We start from the raw sequence: 15,528 nt of genomic DNA, 5'->3' as shown, positions 1-15,528 counted from the left end.
GCCTCCTAGACAGTGTGCAGGTACCAGTTGTATTCGAGGTCGGAGATGGTGGTCTCGAACTCCTCCAGCTCGGCTTCCTTGCAGGCGACGAAGATGTCGATGTACTCGGGGCTGATGTACTGATTCATCACCGCACTGTCGTCCAGCTGGCGCAGGGCGTCGCGCAGGTTGTTGGGCAGGCTCTGTTCGAGCTGCTCATAGGAGTTGCCACTGACCGGGGCGCAGGGCTCCAGGCGCTGGGTCATGCCGTGGTGAATGCCGGCGAGGATCGAGGCCATCATCAGATAGGGATTGGCATCGGCCCCGGCGACCCGGTGTTCGATGCGGATCGCCTCGCTGCTGCCGGTGGGCACGCGCACCGCCACGGTGCGGTTGTCCAGGCCCCAGCTCGGCGCATTGGGCACATAGAACTGGGCGCCGAAGCGGCGGTAGGAGTTGACGTTCGGGCAGAGAAAGGCCATCGACGCCGGCAGGGTTTCGAGGATGCCGGCGATGGCATGGCGCAGCGGCGCATGGTGCTCGGGATCGCCGGTGGCAAAGATGTTCTGCCCGGTCTGCTTGTCCAGCAGCGAAATGTGCACGTGCAGGCCGTTGCCCGCCTGGCCGGGATAGGGCTTGGCCATGAAGGTGGAATCCATTTCATGGTCGTAGGCGATGTTCTTGATCAGCCGCTTGAGCAGCACCGCGTAGTCGCAGGCCTTGATGGCGTCTTCGACGTGATGCAGGTTGACCTCGAATTGCGCCGGCGCGGATTCCTTGACGATGGCGTCTGCCGGTATCCCCTGCTCCTTGGCGCCTTCCAGCATGTCCTGCAGGCAATCCACGTATTCGTCCAGGTCGTCGATCAGATAGACCTGGGTGGAGACCGGTCGCTTGCCGGAGATCGGCGAGCGCGGCGGTTGCGGCCGGCCGTTCACGTTCTCCTGGTCGATCAGATAGAACTCCAGTTCGAAGGCGGCGCAGATGGTCAGCCCCAGGTCGTCGAACTTCTTCACCACCCGGCGCAGCACCTCGCGCGGATCGGCGAAGAATGGCGAGCCGTCCTGTTCGTGCATGGTCATCAGCAGTTGCGCGGTCGGGCGCTTCTGCCAGGGTTCGTAGCTCAGGGTGCCAGGGATGGGAAAGCAGGTGCGGTCGGCGTCGCCGATGTGCAGGCCCAGGCCGGTGCTTTCCACCGTGGAGCCGTTGATGTCCAGGGCGAACAGCGAGGCCGGCAGATTGATGCCGCGCTCATAGACCTTGGAGAGACTGGCCCGCTCGACGCGCTTGCCCCGGATGACGCCGTTCATGTCGGTGATCAACAGATCGACGTACTGGATCTCGGGGTGCTCCTTGAGAAAGCCGTTGGCTTCGGTGAGCTGGACGACGCGGGGGGATATCGAATTCATGGGAGGCATCCTTGACGCTGGCCCGCTTCGTTGTGCTTGCTCGTGCGGGTCTGGCAGCGTGGCTGTGGGCGGTGGTTGCTGCAGGCGCCGACCCTGTCTGCAAGGTCCGCCCTTCCACCTGATTGCCCTTGGGGGGCCGGGCCAGTATAAATTGGCATGAGCGCAACCCATATCGGCGAATCGGCAAAGGAAGAATGCACCGATGCAATATCAGATAGGTCATGCCGATCTCAAGCTGATCCTTGCCCTGGTCCGCGGCAGGACCCTGGCCCGCGCGGCGGAACAGTTGCAGGTGGACGTCTCCACGGTCTTTCGCGCCATCCGCAAGCTCGAAGCCAATCTGCAGGTCGCGCTGTTCGACAAGACCCGCCGCGGCTACACCCCGACCCAGAGCGCCAAGGCCCTCGCCGAACAGGCCGAGCGCGCCGAACAGGCGCTGGATGCGGCGCGCATCGCCCTCACCCAGGGCGAGAACGTCATCAGCGGCACGGTCCGCCTGACCTGCACCGATGCCGTGCTGCGCAGCCTGCTGCTGCCCGGCCTCGCCGACCTCATGCCGCGCTATCCCGCGGTCGCCCTGGAAGTCGCCACCTCCAACACCTTCGCCAGCCTGAGCCGACGGGATGCGGACATCGCCCTGCGCCTGTCCAACGCCCCGCCCGAACACCTGATCGGCCGCCGGCTCGGTCGCAGCTCCTATTTCGTCTGCGGTCACGAACGCTATCGCAGCGGTTACGGCCAGCTGGCCACCGAGCTGCCCTGGATCGCCCCGGACGACTCCCTCGCCGATCACGTCTCGGTCGCCTGGCTGAGACAGGCCTATCCCAGCCTCACCCCGCGCTATCGCTGCAGCAGCATGTCTTCGGTAGGCAGCCTGGTCGGCGCCGGCCTCGGTGTGGCCGCCCTCCCCGACTTCATGATCAGCAGCCTGGAGGGCGTCGAACGCCTGGGTCCGGCGCTGCATGGCTGCGACACCGATATCTGGCTGCTAACCCGCCCGGACAATCTGTCGCTGCGCTCGGTGCAGATCCTCTTCGATGAGTTGGCGAATCTGTTGAAGGCGCGGATAGCGGATGTCTGTCAGGCCTGAAACGAAGCGTTCGTTCGTCGGTTTTGCTGCCAACTTGCCTAAAACTTTTGAAACACCACGTCCCACTTAAACAACCACCTAAAAAGGTTTTAACGAATTTTTCACGCATTCTTCACGAGCTTTTTGAAGATAAGGTCGCTAATGCGACCAAGAGCCCTCAAGCGCTCTTCCGACAACCAGAGTCAAGCACGCAAGGCGCTCTTTCCAAGTAGATCGTCGGCGACGAATTGCCTTAAAAAACAAGCAGGTTAGGCGATATCCATGGGCGTGAGGAACCTGTCCATGGAGACAACGATGAGCCGCCTGTTCGTCATCCCCGAGAATCCCGATCGTGACTGCCTGCTGCAGATCCACAGATTGCTGACGTTGAGAATCGATCAACTTCGCAATGTGGATATGGGCAGTCCGCAACTGCAGGACATGCTCTTTCAGTTCGAAGCCCTGACGGCGGAAACTATCCAACTGGTGGAGGAAGTCGCAGTTCGACTTGCCACGGAAACAAGCTAGCTGACGACTGACAGTGCAAGTCCGGACGGCGCGGCACTCCTAGGCGAAACGCCTCCTGGTGATCCGTGCCGCTGCCGGCAAAAGCAGACCTTGGGTAACGTCGCCCTCAAGGAGGAAGGCGCACACGATCAGGCTCCGTCCAGCATGAGCGTCCATTCGCAGATCAAGAGCTGCCGGCTCGATTCCGTTCTCGAAAAGCTGAACGACACGACCGGCAGCCCGCAGCCACCCGCCTTCGCCAGCGCCCTGGCGCGGCGCCACCCTGCGAGGCGTCCGACGCTGTCCAGACTGCTGGAGCGACTGCGCCGCACGGCTGGCTCGAGCACGTCCGGCGAGCGCGCTGCCGAGCGGCGCCGGGTCCCCAATGAAGTCATCACCCAGCATCCAAGGCCAGACCGATGAAGAACGCCAAACTCGCCACGCTGCCCACGCAAACACTGATGCAGCGCCTGACGCGTGAACTGGACGGCTGGACCGTGCTGGTCAGCCCGACCTGCCCGGACGGCTCGATCTTCGCGCGCCTGTATTCGCGCGCCGACCGGCGCGCGATCGTCATCCCCTTCGACGTCCAGGCGATCGATAACGACAGCTATATCCGCGAGCGACTGGCGCTGGTGCGCGCCTCCCGCGTCTGAGCGGACCTCCGCGCAACCGGCCTCTCAGCCAGGGCGGCAGGGGCCGGTACTGCCCCGTACCACCAGCTCGAAGGACAGCACCACCTCCCGACAGGGCGGTGGCGAACCGGCGAGGGTCTCCAGCAACAGGGCGACCGCACGCTGGCCGAAGGCTTCCGCGGGCTGGGCGATGGTGGTCAGCGGCGGATCGCTGTAGGCGGCGAAGGCGATGTCGTCGAAGCCTGCCAGGGACAGGTCCTGGGGCACCCGCAGCCCGGCGCCGCGAAGGGTCTGGAGGGCGCCGATCGCCATCTCGTCGCTGCAGCAGAACAGCGCCGTCGGCCGCTCCGAAAGCTTCAACAGCGCCCGGGCCGCGGCGGCACCGGCGGCCAGGGTGAAATCACCCGGGTGCAGCAGGTCAGGGTCCAGCGGGACACCGGCCTGGTTGAGCGCCTCCTGATAACCCGCCAGGCGTTCCAGGGTCAGCGGACTGCGTTCCGGTCCCTTGATCAGGGCGATGCGCCTGTGACCGAGCGCCAGCAGGTGCTCGGTCAGGCAGCGGGCGGCAGCGCGATTGTCCAGCCGCACCTTGGGCCAGGAATGCTCGGCGAGCACCTCGCAGGCATTCACCACCGGCGGTGCGTCGGGGTCCCCGGCGAAGGGATCGAAGGCGCGCAGCTGGATCACCCCATCCGCCTGCCGAGCATAGACCAGTTCGGCGTACTCGCGCTCGCGGGCCTCGTCGCCCGCGGTATCGCACAGCAGCACCCGATACCCCGCCGCCTGGGCCGCCTGCTGGATCCCGGCGATGACGCGGGCGAAGAAGCTGTTGGCGATCAGCGGCACCAGCACCACCAGGTTGCCGGTGCGGCGCGAGCGAAACTGCACCGCCATCGCGTTGGGCCGGTAGTTGGCCGCGGTCACGGCGGCCTGCACCCGTTCGCGAGTCGCCGGCGCCACCACCTCGGGATTCTTCAGGGTGCGCGAGACGGTCGCGACCGATACCCCGGCCAGTTCGGCGACCCTGCGGATATTGGACATGCGGCCTCGGTTGGCGTGGGAAAGGGTGCAACTGTGCGCAAAGCCCGGCGTGCGGGCAAGCCGTACGTCCGCCGGGCGCTTGACTAACGATCGCCGCAGGCTCCAAATACCCGCAGATGTAACCGGTTACACTCAACACAATAACAAACCGAGGGTAAGAGGATGCAGGCTGAAACCGGCGGCAAGGTCCGCTACGGCATGATCGGTGGCGGCCAGGGCGCCTTCATCGGCGCGGCCCATCGGCGCGCGGCGGCCCTGGATGGCGCGCTCGAACTGGTCTGCGGCGCCTTCAGCCGTGATTTGGCCAACAACGAGGCGACCGGTCGCGAGCTGGGTCTGGCGCCCGAACGGGTCTATGCCTCCTGGGAGACCCTGCTGGCCAGCGAAGCCCGACTGCCCCCCGAGCAACGGGCCGAGTTGCTGGTGATCGTCACGCCCAACGACCTCCATGTGCCCATCGCCCAGGCGGCCCTGAGCGCCGGCTTCCACGTCTTATCGGAAAAACCCGCCGGCATCTCCCTGGCCCAGGTGCAGCGCCTGGCGGACACGCTGGCCGCCCTGCCCCGGCCCCTGCGCTATGCGCTGGCCCACACCTACCTCGGCTATCCGCTGGTGTGGGAAGCCCGCGAGCGCGTCGCCCGCGGCGAGCTGGGGGCACTGCGCAAGATCCATGTGGAATACCCCCAGGGCTGGCTCGCCCAGGACCTGGCCGCCACCGGCAATCGGCAGGCGGCCTGGCGCGACGATCCGGCCCTCTCCGGCCCGGGCGGGTGCCTGGGCGACATCGGCACCCATGCCTTCAGCCTCGCCGAATTCATCGGCGGCCAGCCCATCACCCGCCTCAGTGCCCACCTGCGCAGCCACCTGCCCGGTCGGCGGCTGGACGACGATGTCATGGTGCTGTTCGAAACCGCCGCGGGCGCCAGCGGCAGCCTGCTGGCCAGCCAGGTCTGCATTGGCGAGGAGAATGGCCTGCGCATCCGCCTCTACGGAGAGCGCGGCAGTCTGGAATGGCAGCAGCAGGCACCCAACAGCCTGCTGCAGCGCAGCCTCGACCAACCGCCGCAGACCCTGCGCGCCGGCCTCGGTCTGCCCTGGCTGAGTGCCGGCACCCAGCAGCGCCTGCGCCTGCCCGCCGGGCACCCGGAGGGCTATCTCGAAGCCCTGGCCAATCTCTATCGCGAGCTGGCCGCGGCCATTCGCGATCCCGCCGATCCCGCGCCGGGCCTGCCCGGCATCACCACCGGCTGGCGCGGCCTGGCCTTTATCGAAACCGCCCTGGCCAGCCATCGGCGCCAGGGCGCCTGGACCCCCTTACCGACCCTAGGAGCCTGAACATGGCCGCCAACGCTCGTCCCGGCCTCAAGGGCCCGGCGATCTTTCTCGCCCAGTTTCTCGACGACAAGCCGCCCTTCGACACCCTGCCCAACCTGGCGCGCTGGGCGGCGGACCTCGGCTACCGCGGCATCCAGCTGCCGACGCTGGGCCCGCAGTGCCCGAATCTGGAACGCGCCGCCGCCAGCCAGGACTACTGCGACGAACTGCTCGGGCAGTGCGCCGACGCCGGGGTGGCCATCAGCGAACTCTCCACCCACCTGCAGGGGCAACTGGTGGCCGTGCATCCGGCCTTCAGCGAAGCCTTCGACGGCTTCGCCCCGCCGGCGCTGCGCGGTCGTCCGGAGGAGCGCCAGGCCTGGGCGGTCAAGCAGCTCAAGCTTGCCGCCAAGGCCAGTCGCCGCCTCGGTCTCAAGGCGGTGGCGAGCTTTTCCGGTGCCCTGCTCTGGCCCTATGTCTATCCCTGGCCGCAGCGGCCCGCCGGCCTGGTGGACGAGGGCTTCACCGAACTGGCCCGGCGCTGGCGACCGATCCTCGACGTCTACGGCGAAGAAGGCATCGACCTCTGCTTCGAATTGCATCCGGGCGAGGACCTGCACGACGGCGCCACCTTCGAGCGCTTCCTGGCGGCCGTGGACGACCATCCCCGCGCGCGCATCCTCTATGACCCCAGCCATTTCGTCCTGCAGCAACTGGACTACCTGGGCTTCATCGACCGCTATCACGCGCGCATCGGCATGTTCCACGTCAAGGACGCGGAATTCCGTCCCGATGCCCGCAGCGGCGTCTATGGCGGCTACCAGGACTGGGCCGAGCGGCCGGGACGCTTCCGTTCCCTGGGCGATGGCCAGGTCGATTTCGGCGCCATCTTCAGCAAGCTCACCCGGTACGGCTTCGACGGCTGGGCGGTGCTGGAATGGGAGTGCTGCCTCAAGGACGCGGCCCAGGGCGCGGCCGAAGGAGCGCCCTTCATCCAGCGCCACCTGATCCAGCCGGCCACCCGCGCCTTCGACGACTTCGCCGGCAGCGACGCCGACCCGGCGCGCAATCGGCGAATGCTCGGCCTGGAGTGAGGATCCGCCTCGTTTTTTCGTCACATAACCCACAACAAGGAATCGACGATGAACGCACTTTCGCTACGCCTGAGCACCCTGATGTTTCTGCAGTTCTTTATCTGGGGCAGCTGGTTCGTCACCCTGGCGACCTTTCTCGGCAATACCCTGGGCGCCAACGGCGGCCAGATCGGCCAGGCCTTCGCCACCCAGTCCTGGGGCGCGATCCTGGCACCCTTCGTGATCGGCCTGATCGCCGATCGCTACTTCAACGCCGAGCGCATCCTCGGCCTGCTGCACCTGGCCGGCGCGGTGCTGCTCTACCAGCTCTATGCGGCGGCCGACTTCACCACCTTCTATCCACTGGTACTGGCCTACATGCTCTGCTACATGCCGACCCTGGCGCTGGCCAACTCCGTGGCCTTCCGCCACCTGGCCGATCCAGCCCGGCAATTCGCCAAGATCCGGGTTTGGGGCACCCTGGGCTGGATTGCCGCCGGCCTGGCGATCAGCTTCGTCTTCGCCTGGGACAGCCGCAGCGGCATCGCCGCCGGGGCCCTGCGCAACACCTTCCTGCTCGGCGCCGCGGCTTCCCTCATCCTCGGTCTCTACAGCTTCAGCCTGCCGCGCACCGCGCCGCTGCCGGCCACCCGCGGCGGCCTGGGCGCGATGCTCGGCCTGGACGCCCTGCGCCTGCTCAAGGACCGCAGCTTCGCGGTGTTCTTTGCCGCCTCGGTGCTGATCTGCATTCCGCTGGCCTTTTACTACCAGAACGCCAACCTCTTTCTCGCCGAACTGGGGGTGGCCAATCCCACCGGCATGATGACCCTCGGCCAGGTGTCGGAGGTGGGCTTCATGCTGCTGCTGCCGCTGTTCATCCGCCGCTTCGGCCTCAAGCGCACCCTGCTGGTGGGGATGCTGGCCTGGGCGGTGCGCTATGGCTGCTTCGCCCTGGGCGCCCAGGGTGACGCCCTCGCCTACCTGCTGCTGGGCATCGCCCTGCATGGCGTCTGCTATGACTTCTTCTTCGTTTCCGGGCAGATTTACACCGACGCCAAGGCCGGCGAAGCGAACAAGAGCGCGGCCCAGGGCCTGATCACCCTGGCCACCTATGGCGTGGGCATGCTGGTCGGCTTCCGGGTCGCCGGGATGGTCTCGGACCACTATGCCAGCGCCGCCGGCCATGACTGGCAGGGCATCTGGCTGTTCCCGGCGCTGTTCTCCCTGGGCGTGCTGCTGGCCTTCCTGGTTACCTTCCGCGACGCCCGCCCGACGCGCGCCACGGCGGCTGCGCCCGTGCGCTAGCACATTGCCATCGGAGGCCCGACTCGACTTGGGTCGGGCCTCCGATCAGCGCCTTCCTCCCCGACGATCCAGCTAGACCCGTGGCCCAGGCGCTGCGCCTGCCGGTCTGCGCCTTGGGGCTATCCCTCCCGCGCCCTCCTCTACAGCAAGGCCACGCTGGCCCGAGCGCCTGCCCCTCCCGCGCCCATCGCCTGCCTTGAGCAAGAAGGCTTTCACTAATCAGACCGCACTCTGGCAAGACCAATTCGAAAAAATCCAATTGGTCTTGCCAGATATCCAGACTGGGGTGTAGCTTTCCCTGCCATGGATCTCACATAGGGCAGCGACCCTAGAACAACAACAAGAGAGAGCACCATGCTGGATACCCCATCGCCCCGCGGCGAAGGTGGCGGCCCCGTACCGGCTGCGCCCGCGCCCTGTCTGACGCTCGAAAACATCTCCAAGCGCTTTCCCGGCGTCGTGGCCCTCAACGATGTCAGCCTCAGCCTCTACCCGGGTGAAGTCCACGCCATCTGCGGCGAGAACGGCGCCGGCAAGTCCACCCTGATGAAGATCGTCAGCGGCCAGCAGCCGCCGGACGAGGGGCGGATCCGCTACCTGGGCGAAGAGCGGCAGTTCAAGTCGGTATCGGAAGCCGAGCAGGTGGGTATCGCCATCATTCACCAGGAACTCAACCTGGTGCCCCACCTCACGGTGGCGGAAAACATCTTCCTGGCCCGCGAGCCGGTGCGCTTCGGTCTGATCGACAGACGCAAGATGCAGGCGGACACCGAAGCCTGCCTGGCGCGCCTGGGCGTGGCCATCAGCCCCCGCGCGCCGGTCTCCAAGCTGTCGGTGGCCCAGCAGCAGATGGTGGAGATTGCCAAGGCGCTGTCACTGGACGCCCGGGTACTCATCCTCGACGAACCGACCTCCTCCCTGACCGAAAGCGAGACCCAGGCGCTGTTCAAGGTCATCCAGGACCTCAAGGCGCGCGGCGTCGGCATGCTCTACATCTCGCACCGGCTGGACGAGATGCGCCACATCGTCGACCGGGTGACCATCCTGCGCGACGGTCGCTACGTCTCCACCCAGCGCTTCGCCGAGACCAGTGTCGACGCCATCGTAGCGGGCATGGTCGGGCGCTCCCTCGACGAGAAATTTCCGCCACGCACCGCCGTGCCCACCGGCGAGGTGCTGCTGCGGGCGCAGGGCCTGACCCGCAAGGGGGTCTTTCAGGACATCAGCTTCGAGCTGCGCCGCGGCGAGATCCTCGGCTTCGCCGGCCTCATGGGCGCCGGCCGCACCGAGATCGCCCGGGCGATCTTTGGCGCCGACCGGCTGGATGCCGGCGAGGTGGAGATCAACGGCCGCGCGGTCACCATCCGCAGTCCGCGCGACGGGATCGATGAAGGCATCGCCTACCTGTCCGAGGACCGCAAGAAGGATGGCCTGGCGGTCAAGATGACCCTGGCGCACAACCTGACCCTGGCCAATCTGGACGCCCTCTGCGGGCCGCTGGGGTTCATTCGCTTCGGCGAGGAGGCGCGGGTCGCCCAGGACTACGTGCGGCGGCTGGACATCCGCACGCCCTCGATCGACAAGGTCACCCGCTATCTCTCGGGCGGCAACCAGCAAAAGATCATCATCGGCAAATGGCTGTTCCGCGACGCCCGGATCATGTTCTTCGACGAGCCCACCCGGGGTATCGACGTCGGCGCCAAGTACGCCATCTACGAAATGATGGACCAGCTGGCGGCCCAGGGCATCGGCGTCGTCCTGATCAGTTCGGAGCTGCCGGAATTGCTCGGCATGAGCGATCGGATCCTGGTCTTTCACGAAGGTCGCCTGACCGGCGACGTCGAGACCCGGGCCACCTCCCAGGACCAGATCATGCACTACGCCTCCGGCTGCACGTCGCACTGACGGCAGCTCGCCCACGCGTGTCGAGCGAGACAGAGAAATGACCGAAAAACAAAAAGAATTCCTGCAGAAGTTTGGCGCCCTGGTCAGCCTGCTGGCGCTGATCGCGGTGTTTTCCTCCATGAGCAGCGCCTTCCTGACCATGGGCAATGGCATGAGCGTGGCCTTGCAGGTCACCTCCATCGCCTTTCTCGGACTCGGCGCGACGGCGGTGATCATCACCGGCGGCATCGACCTCTCGGTGGGCTCGGTGCTGGCCTTGGCCGGCGTGGCCAACGCCATGGCGGTCAAGGCCGGCGCGTCCATCGAGGTGGGCATCCTGGTCGGCCTGATCGTCGGCGGGATCTGCGGGGCGATCAACGGGCTGTTCGTGACCCTGGTCAAGCTGCCGCCCTTCATCGCCACCCTGGGCATGATGCTGGTGGCCCGCGGCCTGGCGCTGCGACTGACCGATGCCCAGCCCATCTCCGGCCTCGGCGCCGCCTTCGGCGTGCTCGGCAACGGCACCCTGGGGCGCATCGAACGCATCGGCGACGACGGCTTTCCCAACGTGATCTTTCCGGGCATCCCCTACCCGGTGATCATCATGATCGTGCTGGCCATCGCCCTGTGGCTGGTGCTCAGCCGCACCCGCCTGGGGCGCCACATCTACGCCGTGGGCTCGAACGCCGAGGCGGCCCGCCTCTCCGGGGTCAAGGTGCGCGCGGTCACCCTCTTCACCTATGTGCTGTCCGGTGTGCTGGCGGGCCTGACCGGCGCGGTGCTGATGTCACGCCTGGTCACCGCCCAGCCCAACGAAGGGGTGATGTACGAACTGGACGCCATCGCCAGCGCGGTGATCGGCGGCACCTCCCTTTCCGGTGGCATCGGCAGCGTGTCGGGCACCCTGATCGGCGCCTTCACCATCGGCGTCTTGCGCAACGGCCTCAACATGCTCGGCGTCTCCAGCTTCACCCAGCAGATCATCATCGGCCTGGTGATCCTGCTGACCGTCTGTATCGACCAGCTCCGCAACCGCAAGAAGTGAACCCTCGATAACAACAACAAGGAACGACCGATGAAAAACTTCAAGAAAGTGGTCCTGGGTGTCGCCCTCTCCGCCGCGACCTCCCTGGCGCTGGCCGGTAACGGCGAGATCGCCGTCATCGTCAAGAGTGCCAACTCCAACTACTGGCAGAACGTGCAGAAGGGCGTGCAGGAAACGGCCAAACAGCACGCCAACTACAAGGTCACCTTCCAGGGACCGGCGTCGGAATCGGCGATCGCGGACGAGGTGAACATGGTGGTCAACGCGGTCAACCGTGGCGTCTCGGGCATCGTGCTGGCGCCGTCCGACCCCGATGCCCTGGTCCCGGCCATCAAGCAGGCCTGGGAAGCCCATATCCCGGTGGTGCTGATCGACTCCTCGGTGGCGGAAAGCGGCGCGCCCTACTACCAGTCCTTTCTCTCCACCGACAACAACAAGGCCGGCGAGCTGTCCGCCCAGCGCATGATCGAAAAGGTCGGCAAGACCGGCAAGATCGCCATCATGTCCTATGTGCCGGGCACCGGTTCGGAAGTGGGCCGGGTCGGCGGCTTCCGCAAGTACCTGGAGCAGCATTCGCAGCTGACCGTGGTGGGCCCCTTCTATTCCCAGTCGCAGATGGCCAACGCCCTCAACCAGACCACCGACGTCCTGGCCTCCAATCCCGACCTCAAGGGCATCTACGGCGCCAACGAACCCACCGCGGTCGGCATGGCGCGGGCCATCGCCCAGTCCGGCAAGGCCGGCAAGCTGCAGGCCATCGGCTTCGACGGCAACGAAGACCTGCAGGGCTTCGTCCGCGACGGCACCCTGGACGCCATCGTGGTGCAGAGTTCCTATCGCATGGGCCTGGAATCGGTCGCCACGGTGATCAAGGTCATCGAGAAGCAGAAGGTGCCCAAGTTCATCGACACCGGCGTCCTGCTCATCGACAAGGCCAACCTGGACAGCCCTGACGCACGCAACGTGCTCTATTGAGCGGAGGCCTGGCGATGAATCTCTCCGAACGGCGTCCCCTGGCGAAAAGCCCGCTGGCCCTGCCGGTGCTGGGGCTCGGTTGCTCCCAGCTGGGCGGGCTGTACCGGGACATGCCGCTGCAGCAGGCCGTCGACACCCTGGCCGGCGCCTGGCAGCAGGGCATCCGCTATTTCGACACGGCGCCCTTCTATGGCTATGGCCGCTCGGAGCATCGCCTCGGTGCCTTTCTCGACGAACAGCCACGGGATGACTTCGTGCTCAGCAGCAAGGTGGGCCGGCTGCTCGCGCCCAATGGCAGCGAGCGCGCCAACGGCGACGGCTGGGAACGGCCGCTGCCCTTCAAGCCAGTCTACGACTACCGCTACGACGCCATCCTGAGGTCCCACGAAGACAGCCTGCAGCGACTGGGGCTGGCGCGGATCGACATCCTCTATGTGCACGACATCGGCCGCCGCACCCATGGCGAGCGGCACGACCTTCACTGGCAGGCGCTGACCCGGGGCGGCGGTTTCCGCGCCCTGGAAGAGCTGCGCAGCAGTGGCCAGATCCAGGCCATCGGCCTGGGCGTCAACGAATGGGAGGTGGTGGTCGACAGCCTCGAGGAGTGCCCGCTGGACTGCACCCTGCTGGCCGGTCGCTACACCCTGCTGGAACAGGAAAGCCTGAAGCCCCTGCTCGATCGCTGCCGGGCCCAGGGCCACGCCATCGTCGCCGGCGGAGTGTTCAACTCCGGGATCCTCGCCGGTGGCCAGCACTTCGACTATGGCGCCGCGCCGCCGGTGGTGGTCGCCAAGGTGCGGGCGCTGCAGGCGGTCTGCCAGGAATTCGCGGTCCCCCTGGCCGCCGCCGCCCTGCAATTTCCCCTGGCCCATCCGGCGGTCGCCTCGGCGGTCATCGGCGCACGCAGCGCCGAGCAGGTCGCCAGCAACCTGGCCTGGCTGCAGACGCCCATGCCGGCGGAGTTCTGGAGCACCCTCAAGCAGCGCGGCCTGCTGGACGCCGACGCTCCCGTGGCGGGAGCCCCGGCATGAAGCCGCACCGCCCTTTCCACCCGCCTCTGTGGCGACGGACGCTCGCCGCCCTGAATCCAACGTGCATCCCGATGCGATGCGGAGTCTTCCTATGCTGACCGTCATCTGTGAAAAACCCGGCCTGCTGGTCTCGCGCGATACGCCCAAGCCTGCCCGAGGCGAAGGCGAAACCCTGATCCGCATCCGCCGGGTCGGCGTTTGCGGCACCGACCTGCACATCTACGAAGGCAACCAGCCCTATCTGGAATACCCACGGGTGATGGGCCACGAGATTTCCGGCGTCGTCGAGGAAACCGACGACAGCGGGCGCCTGCACGCGGGAGACATCGTCTACGTGGTGCCCTATCTGTCCTGCGGCCAGTGCATCGCCTGCCGCCAGGGCAAGACCAACTGCTGCACCAGGATCGCGGTGCTGGGCGTGCATCGCGACGGCGCCCTCACCGAATACCTCAGCCTGCCCGACCGCTTCGTCTTCAAGGCCGAGGGCCTCAGCCTCGACCAGGCGGCCATGGTGGAATTTCTCGCCATCGGCGCCCATGCCGTGCGCCGCTCGGGCCTGGGCCAGGCCCAGCGCGTGCTGGTGGTGGGCGCCGGTCCGATCGGCATGGCCGCGGCCATCTTCGCCGGTATCGCCGGGGCCCAGGTTACCGTCCTCGACACCCGCACCGATCGCCTGGCGTTCTGTCGCCAGCATTTGAAGGTCGCCGCCACGGTCGCCGTCGGTGACGGCGACAAGGACGAACTGGCGCGGCTGACCGATGGCGACTTCTTCGATGTGGTGTTCGACGCCACCGGCAACGCCCGCGCCATCGAGCGGGGTTTCGAATTCGTCGCCCATGCCGGCAGCTATGTGCTGATCTCGGTGGTCAAGGACCACATCCGCTTCGCCGACCCCGAATTCCACAAGCGCGAGACCACCCTGCTGGGCAGTCGCAACGCCACCGCCGAGGACTTCCAGCACGTCGAGCGCTGCCTGCGCGAAGGCCTGATCCCGGACCAGGCGCTCAATACCCATCGCCTGCAACTGGCCGAGTTGCCCACCCGCTTCGCCGAGCTGCTGGACCCGGCCCGCGGTGTCGTCAAAGCCATCGTCGAAATCTAACGGGCCTGACCTGGCCGAGGAGCGAGACCATGACACGCTACTGCCTGTTGCTGGACCTACGGGACGAACCCGAACTCATCGCCGAATACGAACGCCAGCACGCGGCGGTCTGGCCCGAGGTCATCGCCCATCTGCGCGAAGCCGGCGTCGCCAACATGACCATTTGGCGCCTCGGCTGCCGCCTGACCATGCTGCTCGAGGCGGGGCCGGACTTCTCCTTCGCCCGCATGCAGGAGCTGGAACAGCGCAATCCGAAGGTCCAGGAATGGGAGACCCTGATGGCGCGCTATCAGCTGTCCTCGCCGGAGGCGGGATCGGAAAAGTGGCAGCTGGCGACCCCGCTGTTCGAGCTGGCGGCCCTGCCCTAGGTCGCTGGCGCCGATCCGGGTAGCCCATGAGATACTGAAGCCCTTGAAGATGCAGGTTTCATCGATGACGCTGCCCACTGCCACCACCGAAAGAAAGCTCTACCAGAAGATCGCGGACCGCCTGCGCCAGCACATCCGCGAGGGCGCCATCGAAGCCGGCACCCGCCTACCGCCGGAGCGCGACCTGGCGCAGTTGCTGGGCGTCTCCCGGCCGTCGCTGCGCGAAGCCCTGATTGCCCTGGAAATCGAAGGCAGCATCGAGGTTCGCCAGGGTTCCGGCATCTATGTGAACGCCGCCCTGCTCAACAACGGCGCGCGGACCTCCACCCTCGGCGAGAGTCCTTCGGAGCTGATGCACGCCCGGGCGATCATCGAAGGCGCGGCCATCGTCCTGGCCTGCTCCCTGGGCGGCAAGGCCGACTACCGCTACCTGGCAAAGTGCATCCAGAACATGAGCGACAAGATCGCCCAGGGGCTGTCGCCCATGGAGGACGATCGCAAGTTCCACTGCCGCCTGGCCCGGATGAGCGGCAACTCCACGCTGGTGCGCATCATCACCTCACTGTTCGACGAGCGCCACAGCCCCATCTCCACCCACGTCGCCGAGCAGACCGAAAGCCAGAAGACCTGGGGCGTCGCCGTGGCCGAACACGAGGCCATCCTGCGCGCCGTGGAAGCCCGCGACCTGATCGGCGCCCAGACCGCCATGCGCCACCACCTGCTCTGCTCGGAAGCGCGCTGGCTAGAGGGGTTCGCGTCCAGCGAGGAGTGAGGCCACCTGGCCACCCTGC

16 protein-coding genes are annotated in these 15,528 nt (G+C 66.6%); 14 read left to right on the top strand and 2 right to left on the bottom strand.

Annotation, left to right across the window (positions count from 1 at the left end; all coding sequences use genetic code 11):
- Positions 1-5 precede the first annotated feature (5 nt).
- A complete protein-coding gene (locus POR01S_RS02985) occupies positions 6-1,388 on the bottom strand; it encodes a glutamine synthetase family protein (RefSeq protein WP_042133650.1) in 1,383 nt (460 codons plus the stop codon).
- A 202-nt stretch (positions 1,389-1,590) separates the two neighbouring features.
- Here POR01S_RS02985 and POR01S_RS02980 point away from each other — a divergent pair, with 202 nt between their 5' ends.
- The 4 genes from POR01S_RS02980 (at position 1,591) to POR01S_RS02965 (ending at position 3,620) form a co-directional block, all read left to right on the top strand.
- Positions 1,591-2,478 carry a LysR family transcriptional regulator gene (locus POR01S_RS02980; protein WP_042133648.1) on the top strand — a complete coding sequence of 296 codons (888 nt, stop codon included), beginning with the start codon at positions 1,591-1,593 and terminating at the stop codon, positions 2,476-2,478.
- A gap of 294 nt (positions 2,479-2,772) precedes the next feature.
- Entirely contained in the window at positions 2,773-2,985 is a 213-nt protein-coding gene (locus POR01S_RS02975; RefSeq protein WP_169742406.1) for a hypothetical protein, read from the top strand.
- Between the two features lie 144 nt (positions 2,986-3,129).
- Positions 3,130-3,387: a hypothetical protein gene (locus tag POR01S_RS02970; protein WP_042133646.1), complete on the top strand. Its 258-nt coding sequence runs from the start codon at positions 3,130-3,132 to the stop codon at positions 3,385-3,387.
- Complete coding sequence (locus POR01S_RS02965; protein ID WP_042133645.1) at positions 3,384-3,620, top strand: hypothetical protein; 237 nt, start codon at positions 3,384-3,386, stop codon at positions 3,618-3,620. The genes POR01S_RS02970 and POR01S_RS02965 overlap by 4 nt, the downstream gene beginning before the upstream one ends.
- 24 nt (positions 3,621-3,644) lie before the next feature.
- Here the strand turns inward: POR01S_RS02965 and POR01S_RS02960 are convergent, their stop codons facing one another.
- Positions 3,645-4,640 carry a LacI family DNA-binding transcriptional regulator gene (locus tag POR01S_RS02960; protein ID WP_042133643.1) on the bottom strand — a complete coding sequence of 332 codons (996 nt, stop codon included), beginning with the start codon at positions 4,638-4,640 and terminating at the stop codon, positions 3,645-3,647.
- Between the two features lie 162 nt (positions 4,641-4,802).
- Here POR01S_RS02960 and POR01S_RS02955 point away from each other — a divergent pair, with 162 nt between their 5' ends.
- From POR01S_RS02955 to POR01S_RS02910, 10 genes are all read left to right on the top strand, one after another.
- A complete protein-coding gene (locus tag POR01S_RS02955; protein WP_042133641.1) occupies positions 4,803-5,975 on the top strand; it encodes a Gfo/Idh/MocA family protein in 1,173 nt (390 codons plus the stop codon).
- Between the two features lie 2 nt (positions 5,976-5,977).
- Positions 5,978-7,048 carry a sugar phosphate isomerase/epimerase family protein gene (locus tag POR01S_RS02950; RefSeq protein ID WP_042133639.1) on the top strand — a complete coding sequence of 357 codons (1,071 nt, stop codon included), beginning with the start codon at positions 5,978-5,980 and terminating at the stop codon, positions 7,046-7,048.
- Positions 7,049-7,096: 48 nt separating this feature from the next.
- A complete protein-coding gene (locus POR01S_RS02945; RefSeq protein WP_042133637.1) occupies positions 7,097-8,332 on the top strand; it encodes a nucleoside permease in 1,236 nt (411 codons plus the stop codon).
- 354 nt (positions 8,333-8,686) lie between these two features.
- On the top strand, positions 8,687-10,237 hold the full coding sequence (locus POR01S_RS02940; RefSeq protein ID WP_042133635.1) for a sugar ABC transporter ATP-binding protein: 1,551 nt from the start codon (positions 8,687-8,689) through the stop codon (positions 10,235-10,237).
- A gap of 37 nt (positions 10,238-10,274) precedes the next feature.
- The gene (locus POR01S_RS02935; RefSeq protein ID WP_027602020.1) at positions 10,275-11,261 is read left to right on the top strand and encodes an ABC transporter permease; all 987 of its coding nucleotides are present in this window, start codon (positions 10,275-10,277) and stop codon (positions 11,259-11,261) included.
- 30 nt (positions 11,262-11,291) lie between these two features.
- Positions 11,292-12,236, top strand: coding sequence for an ABC transporter substrate-binding protein (locus POR01S_RS02930; protein WP_027599699.1), 945 nt, complete (start codon positions 11,292-11,294; stop codon positions 12,234-12,236).
- A gap of 14 nt (positions 12,237-12,250) precedes the next feature.
- Positions 12,251-13,267, top strand: coding sequence for an aldo/keto reductase (locus POR01S_RS02925; RefSeq protein WP_042133633.1), 1,017 nt, complete (start codon positions 12,251-12,253; stop codon positions 13,265-13,267).
- 91 nt (positions 13,268-13,358) lie between these two features.
- Positions 13,359-14,369: a zinc-binding alcohol dehydrogenase family protein gene (locus POR01S_RS02920; protein WP_042133631.1), complete on the top strand. Its 1,011-nt coding sequence runs from the start codon at positions 13,359-13,361 to the stop codon at positions 14,367-14,369.
- Between the two features lie 29 nt (positions 14,370-14,398).
- Complete coding sequence (locus POR01S_RS02915) at positions 14,399-14,737, top strand: L-rhamnose mutarotase (RefSeq protein ID WP_042133629.1); 339 nt, start codon at positions 14,399-14,401, stop codon at positions 14,735-14,737.
- 64 nt (positions 14,738-14,801) lie between these two features.
- Positions 14,802-15,509, top strand: a complete 708-nt coding sequence (locus POR01S_RS02910; protein ID WP_027599703.1) for a FadR/GntR family transcriptional regulator — start codon at positions 14,802-14,804, stop codon at positions 15,507-15,509.
- Positions 15,510-15,528: the final 19 nt, after the last annotated feature.

The organism is Pseudomonas oryzihabitans NBRC 102199 (genome assembly GCF_000730625.1).
Taxonomy (GTDB): Bacteria; Pseudomonadota; Gammaproteobacteria; order Pseudomonadales; family Pseudomonadaceae; genus Chryseomonas; species Chryseomonas oryzihabitans.
Note: the sequence above shows the minus strand (reverse complement) of the source record. Positions and strands in the feature narration are given on the sequence as shown.

Coding starts and splice junctions, on each gene's coding strand:
- POR01S_RS02975 (WP_169742406.1), top strand. CDS start 2,773: ATGAGCCGCCTGTTCGTCATCCCCGAGAATCCCGATCGTGACTGCCTG.
- POR01S_RS02980 (WP_042133648.1), top strand. CDS start 1,591: ATGCAATATCAGATAGGTCATGCCGATCTCAAGCTGATCCTTGCCCTG.
- POR01S_RS02985 (WP_042133650.1), bottom strand. CDS start 1,388: ATGAATTCGATATCCCCCCGCGTCGTCCAGCTCACCGAAGCCAACGGC.
- POR01S_RS02910 (WP_027599703.1), top strand. CDS start 14,802: ATGACGCTGCCCACTGCCACCACCGAAAGAAAGCTCTACCAGAAGATC.
- POR01S_RS02970 (WP_042133646.1), top strand. CDS start 3,130: ATGAGCGTCCATTCGCAGATCAAGAGCTGCCGGCTCGATTCCGTTCTC.
- POR01S_RS02960 (WP_042133643.1), bottom strand. CDS start 4,640: ATGTCCAATATCCGCAGGGTCGCCGAACTGGCCGGGGTATCGGTCGCG.
- POR01S_RS02955 (WP_042133641.1), top strand. CDS start 4,803: ATGCAGGCTGAAACCGGCGGCAAGGTCCGCTACGGCATGATCGGTGGC.
- POR01S_RS02950 (WP_042133639.1), top strand. CDS start 5,978: ATGGCCGCCAACGCTCGTCCCGGCCTCAAGGGCCCGGCGATCTTTCTC.
- POR01S_RS02925 (WP_042133633.1), top strand. CDS start 12,251: ATGAATCTCTCCGAACGGCGTCCCCTGGCGAAAAGCCCGCTGGCCCTG.
- POR01S_RS02945 (WP_042133637.1), top strand. CDS start 7,097: ATGAACGCACTTTCGCTACGCCTGAGCACCCTGATGTTTCTGCAGTTC.
- POR01S_RS02920 (WP_042133631.1), top strand. CDS start 13,359: ATGCTGACCGTCATCTGTGAAAAACCCGGCCTGCTGGTCTCGCGCGAT.
- POR01S_RS02965 (WP_042133645.1), top strand. CDS start 3,384: ATGAAGAACGCCAAACTCGCCACGCTGCCCACGCAAACACTGATGCAG.
- POR01S_RS02935 (WP_027602020.1), top strand. CDS start 10,275: ATGACCGAAAAACAAAAAGAATTCCTGCAGAAGTTTGGCGCCCTGGTC.
- POR01S_RS02930 (WP_027599699.1), top strand. CDS start 11,292: ATGAAAAACTTCAAGAAAGTGGTCCTGGGTGTCGCCCTCTCCGCCGCG.
- POR01S_RS02915 (WP_042133629.1), top strand. CDS start 14,399: ATGACACGCTACTGCCTGTTGCTGGACCTACGGGACGAACCCGAACTC.
- POR01S_RS02940 (WP_042133635.1), top strand. CDS start 8,687: ATGCTGGATACCCCATCGCCCCGCGGCGAAGGTGGCGGCCCCGTACCG.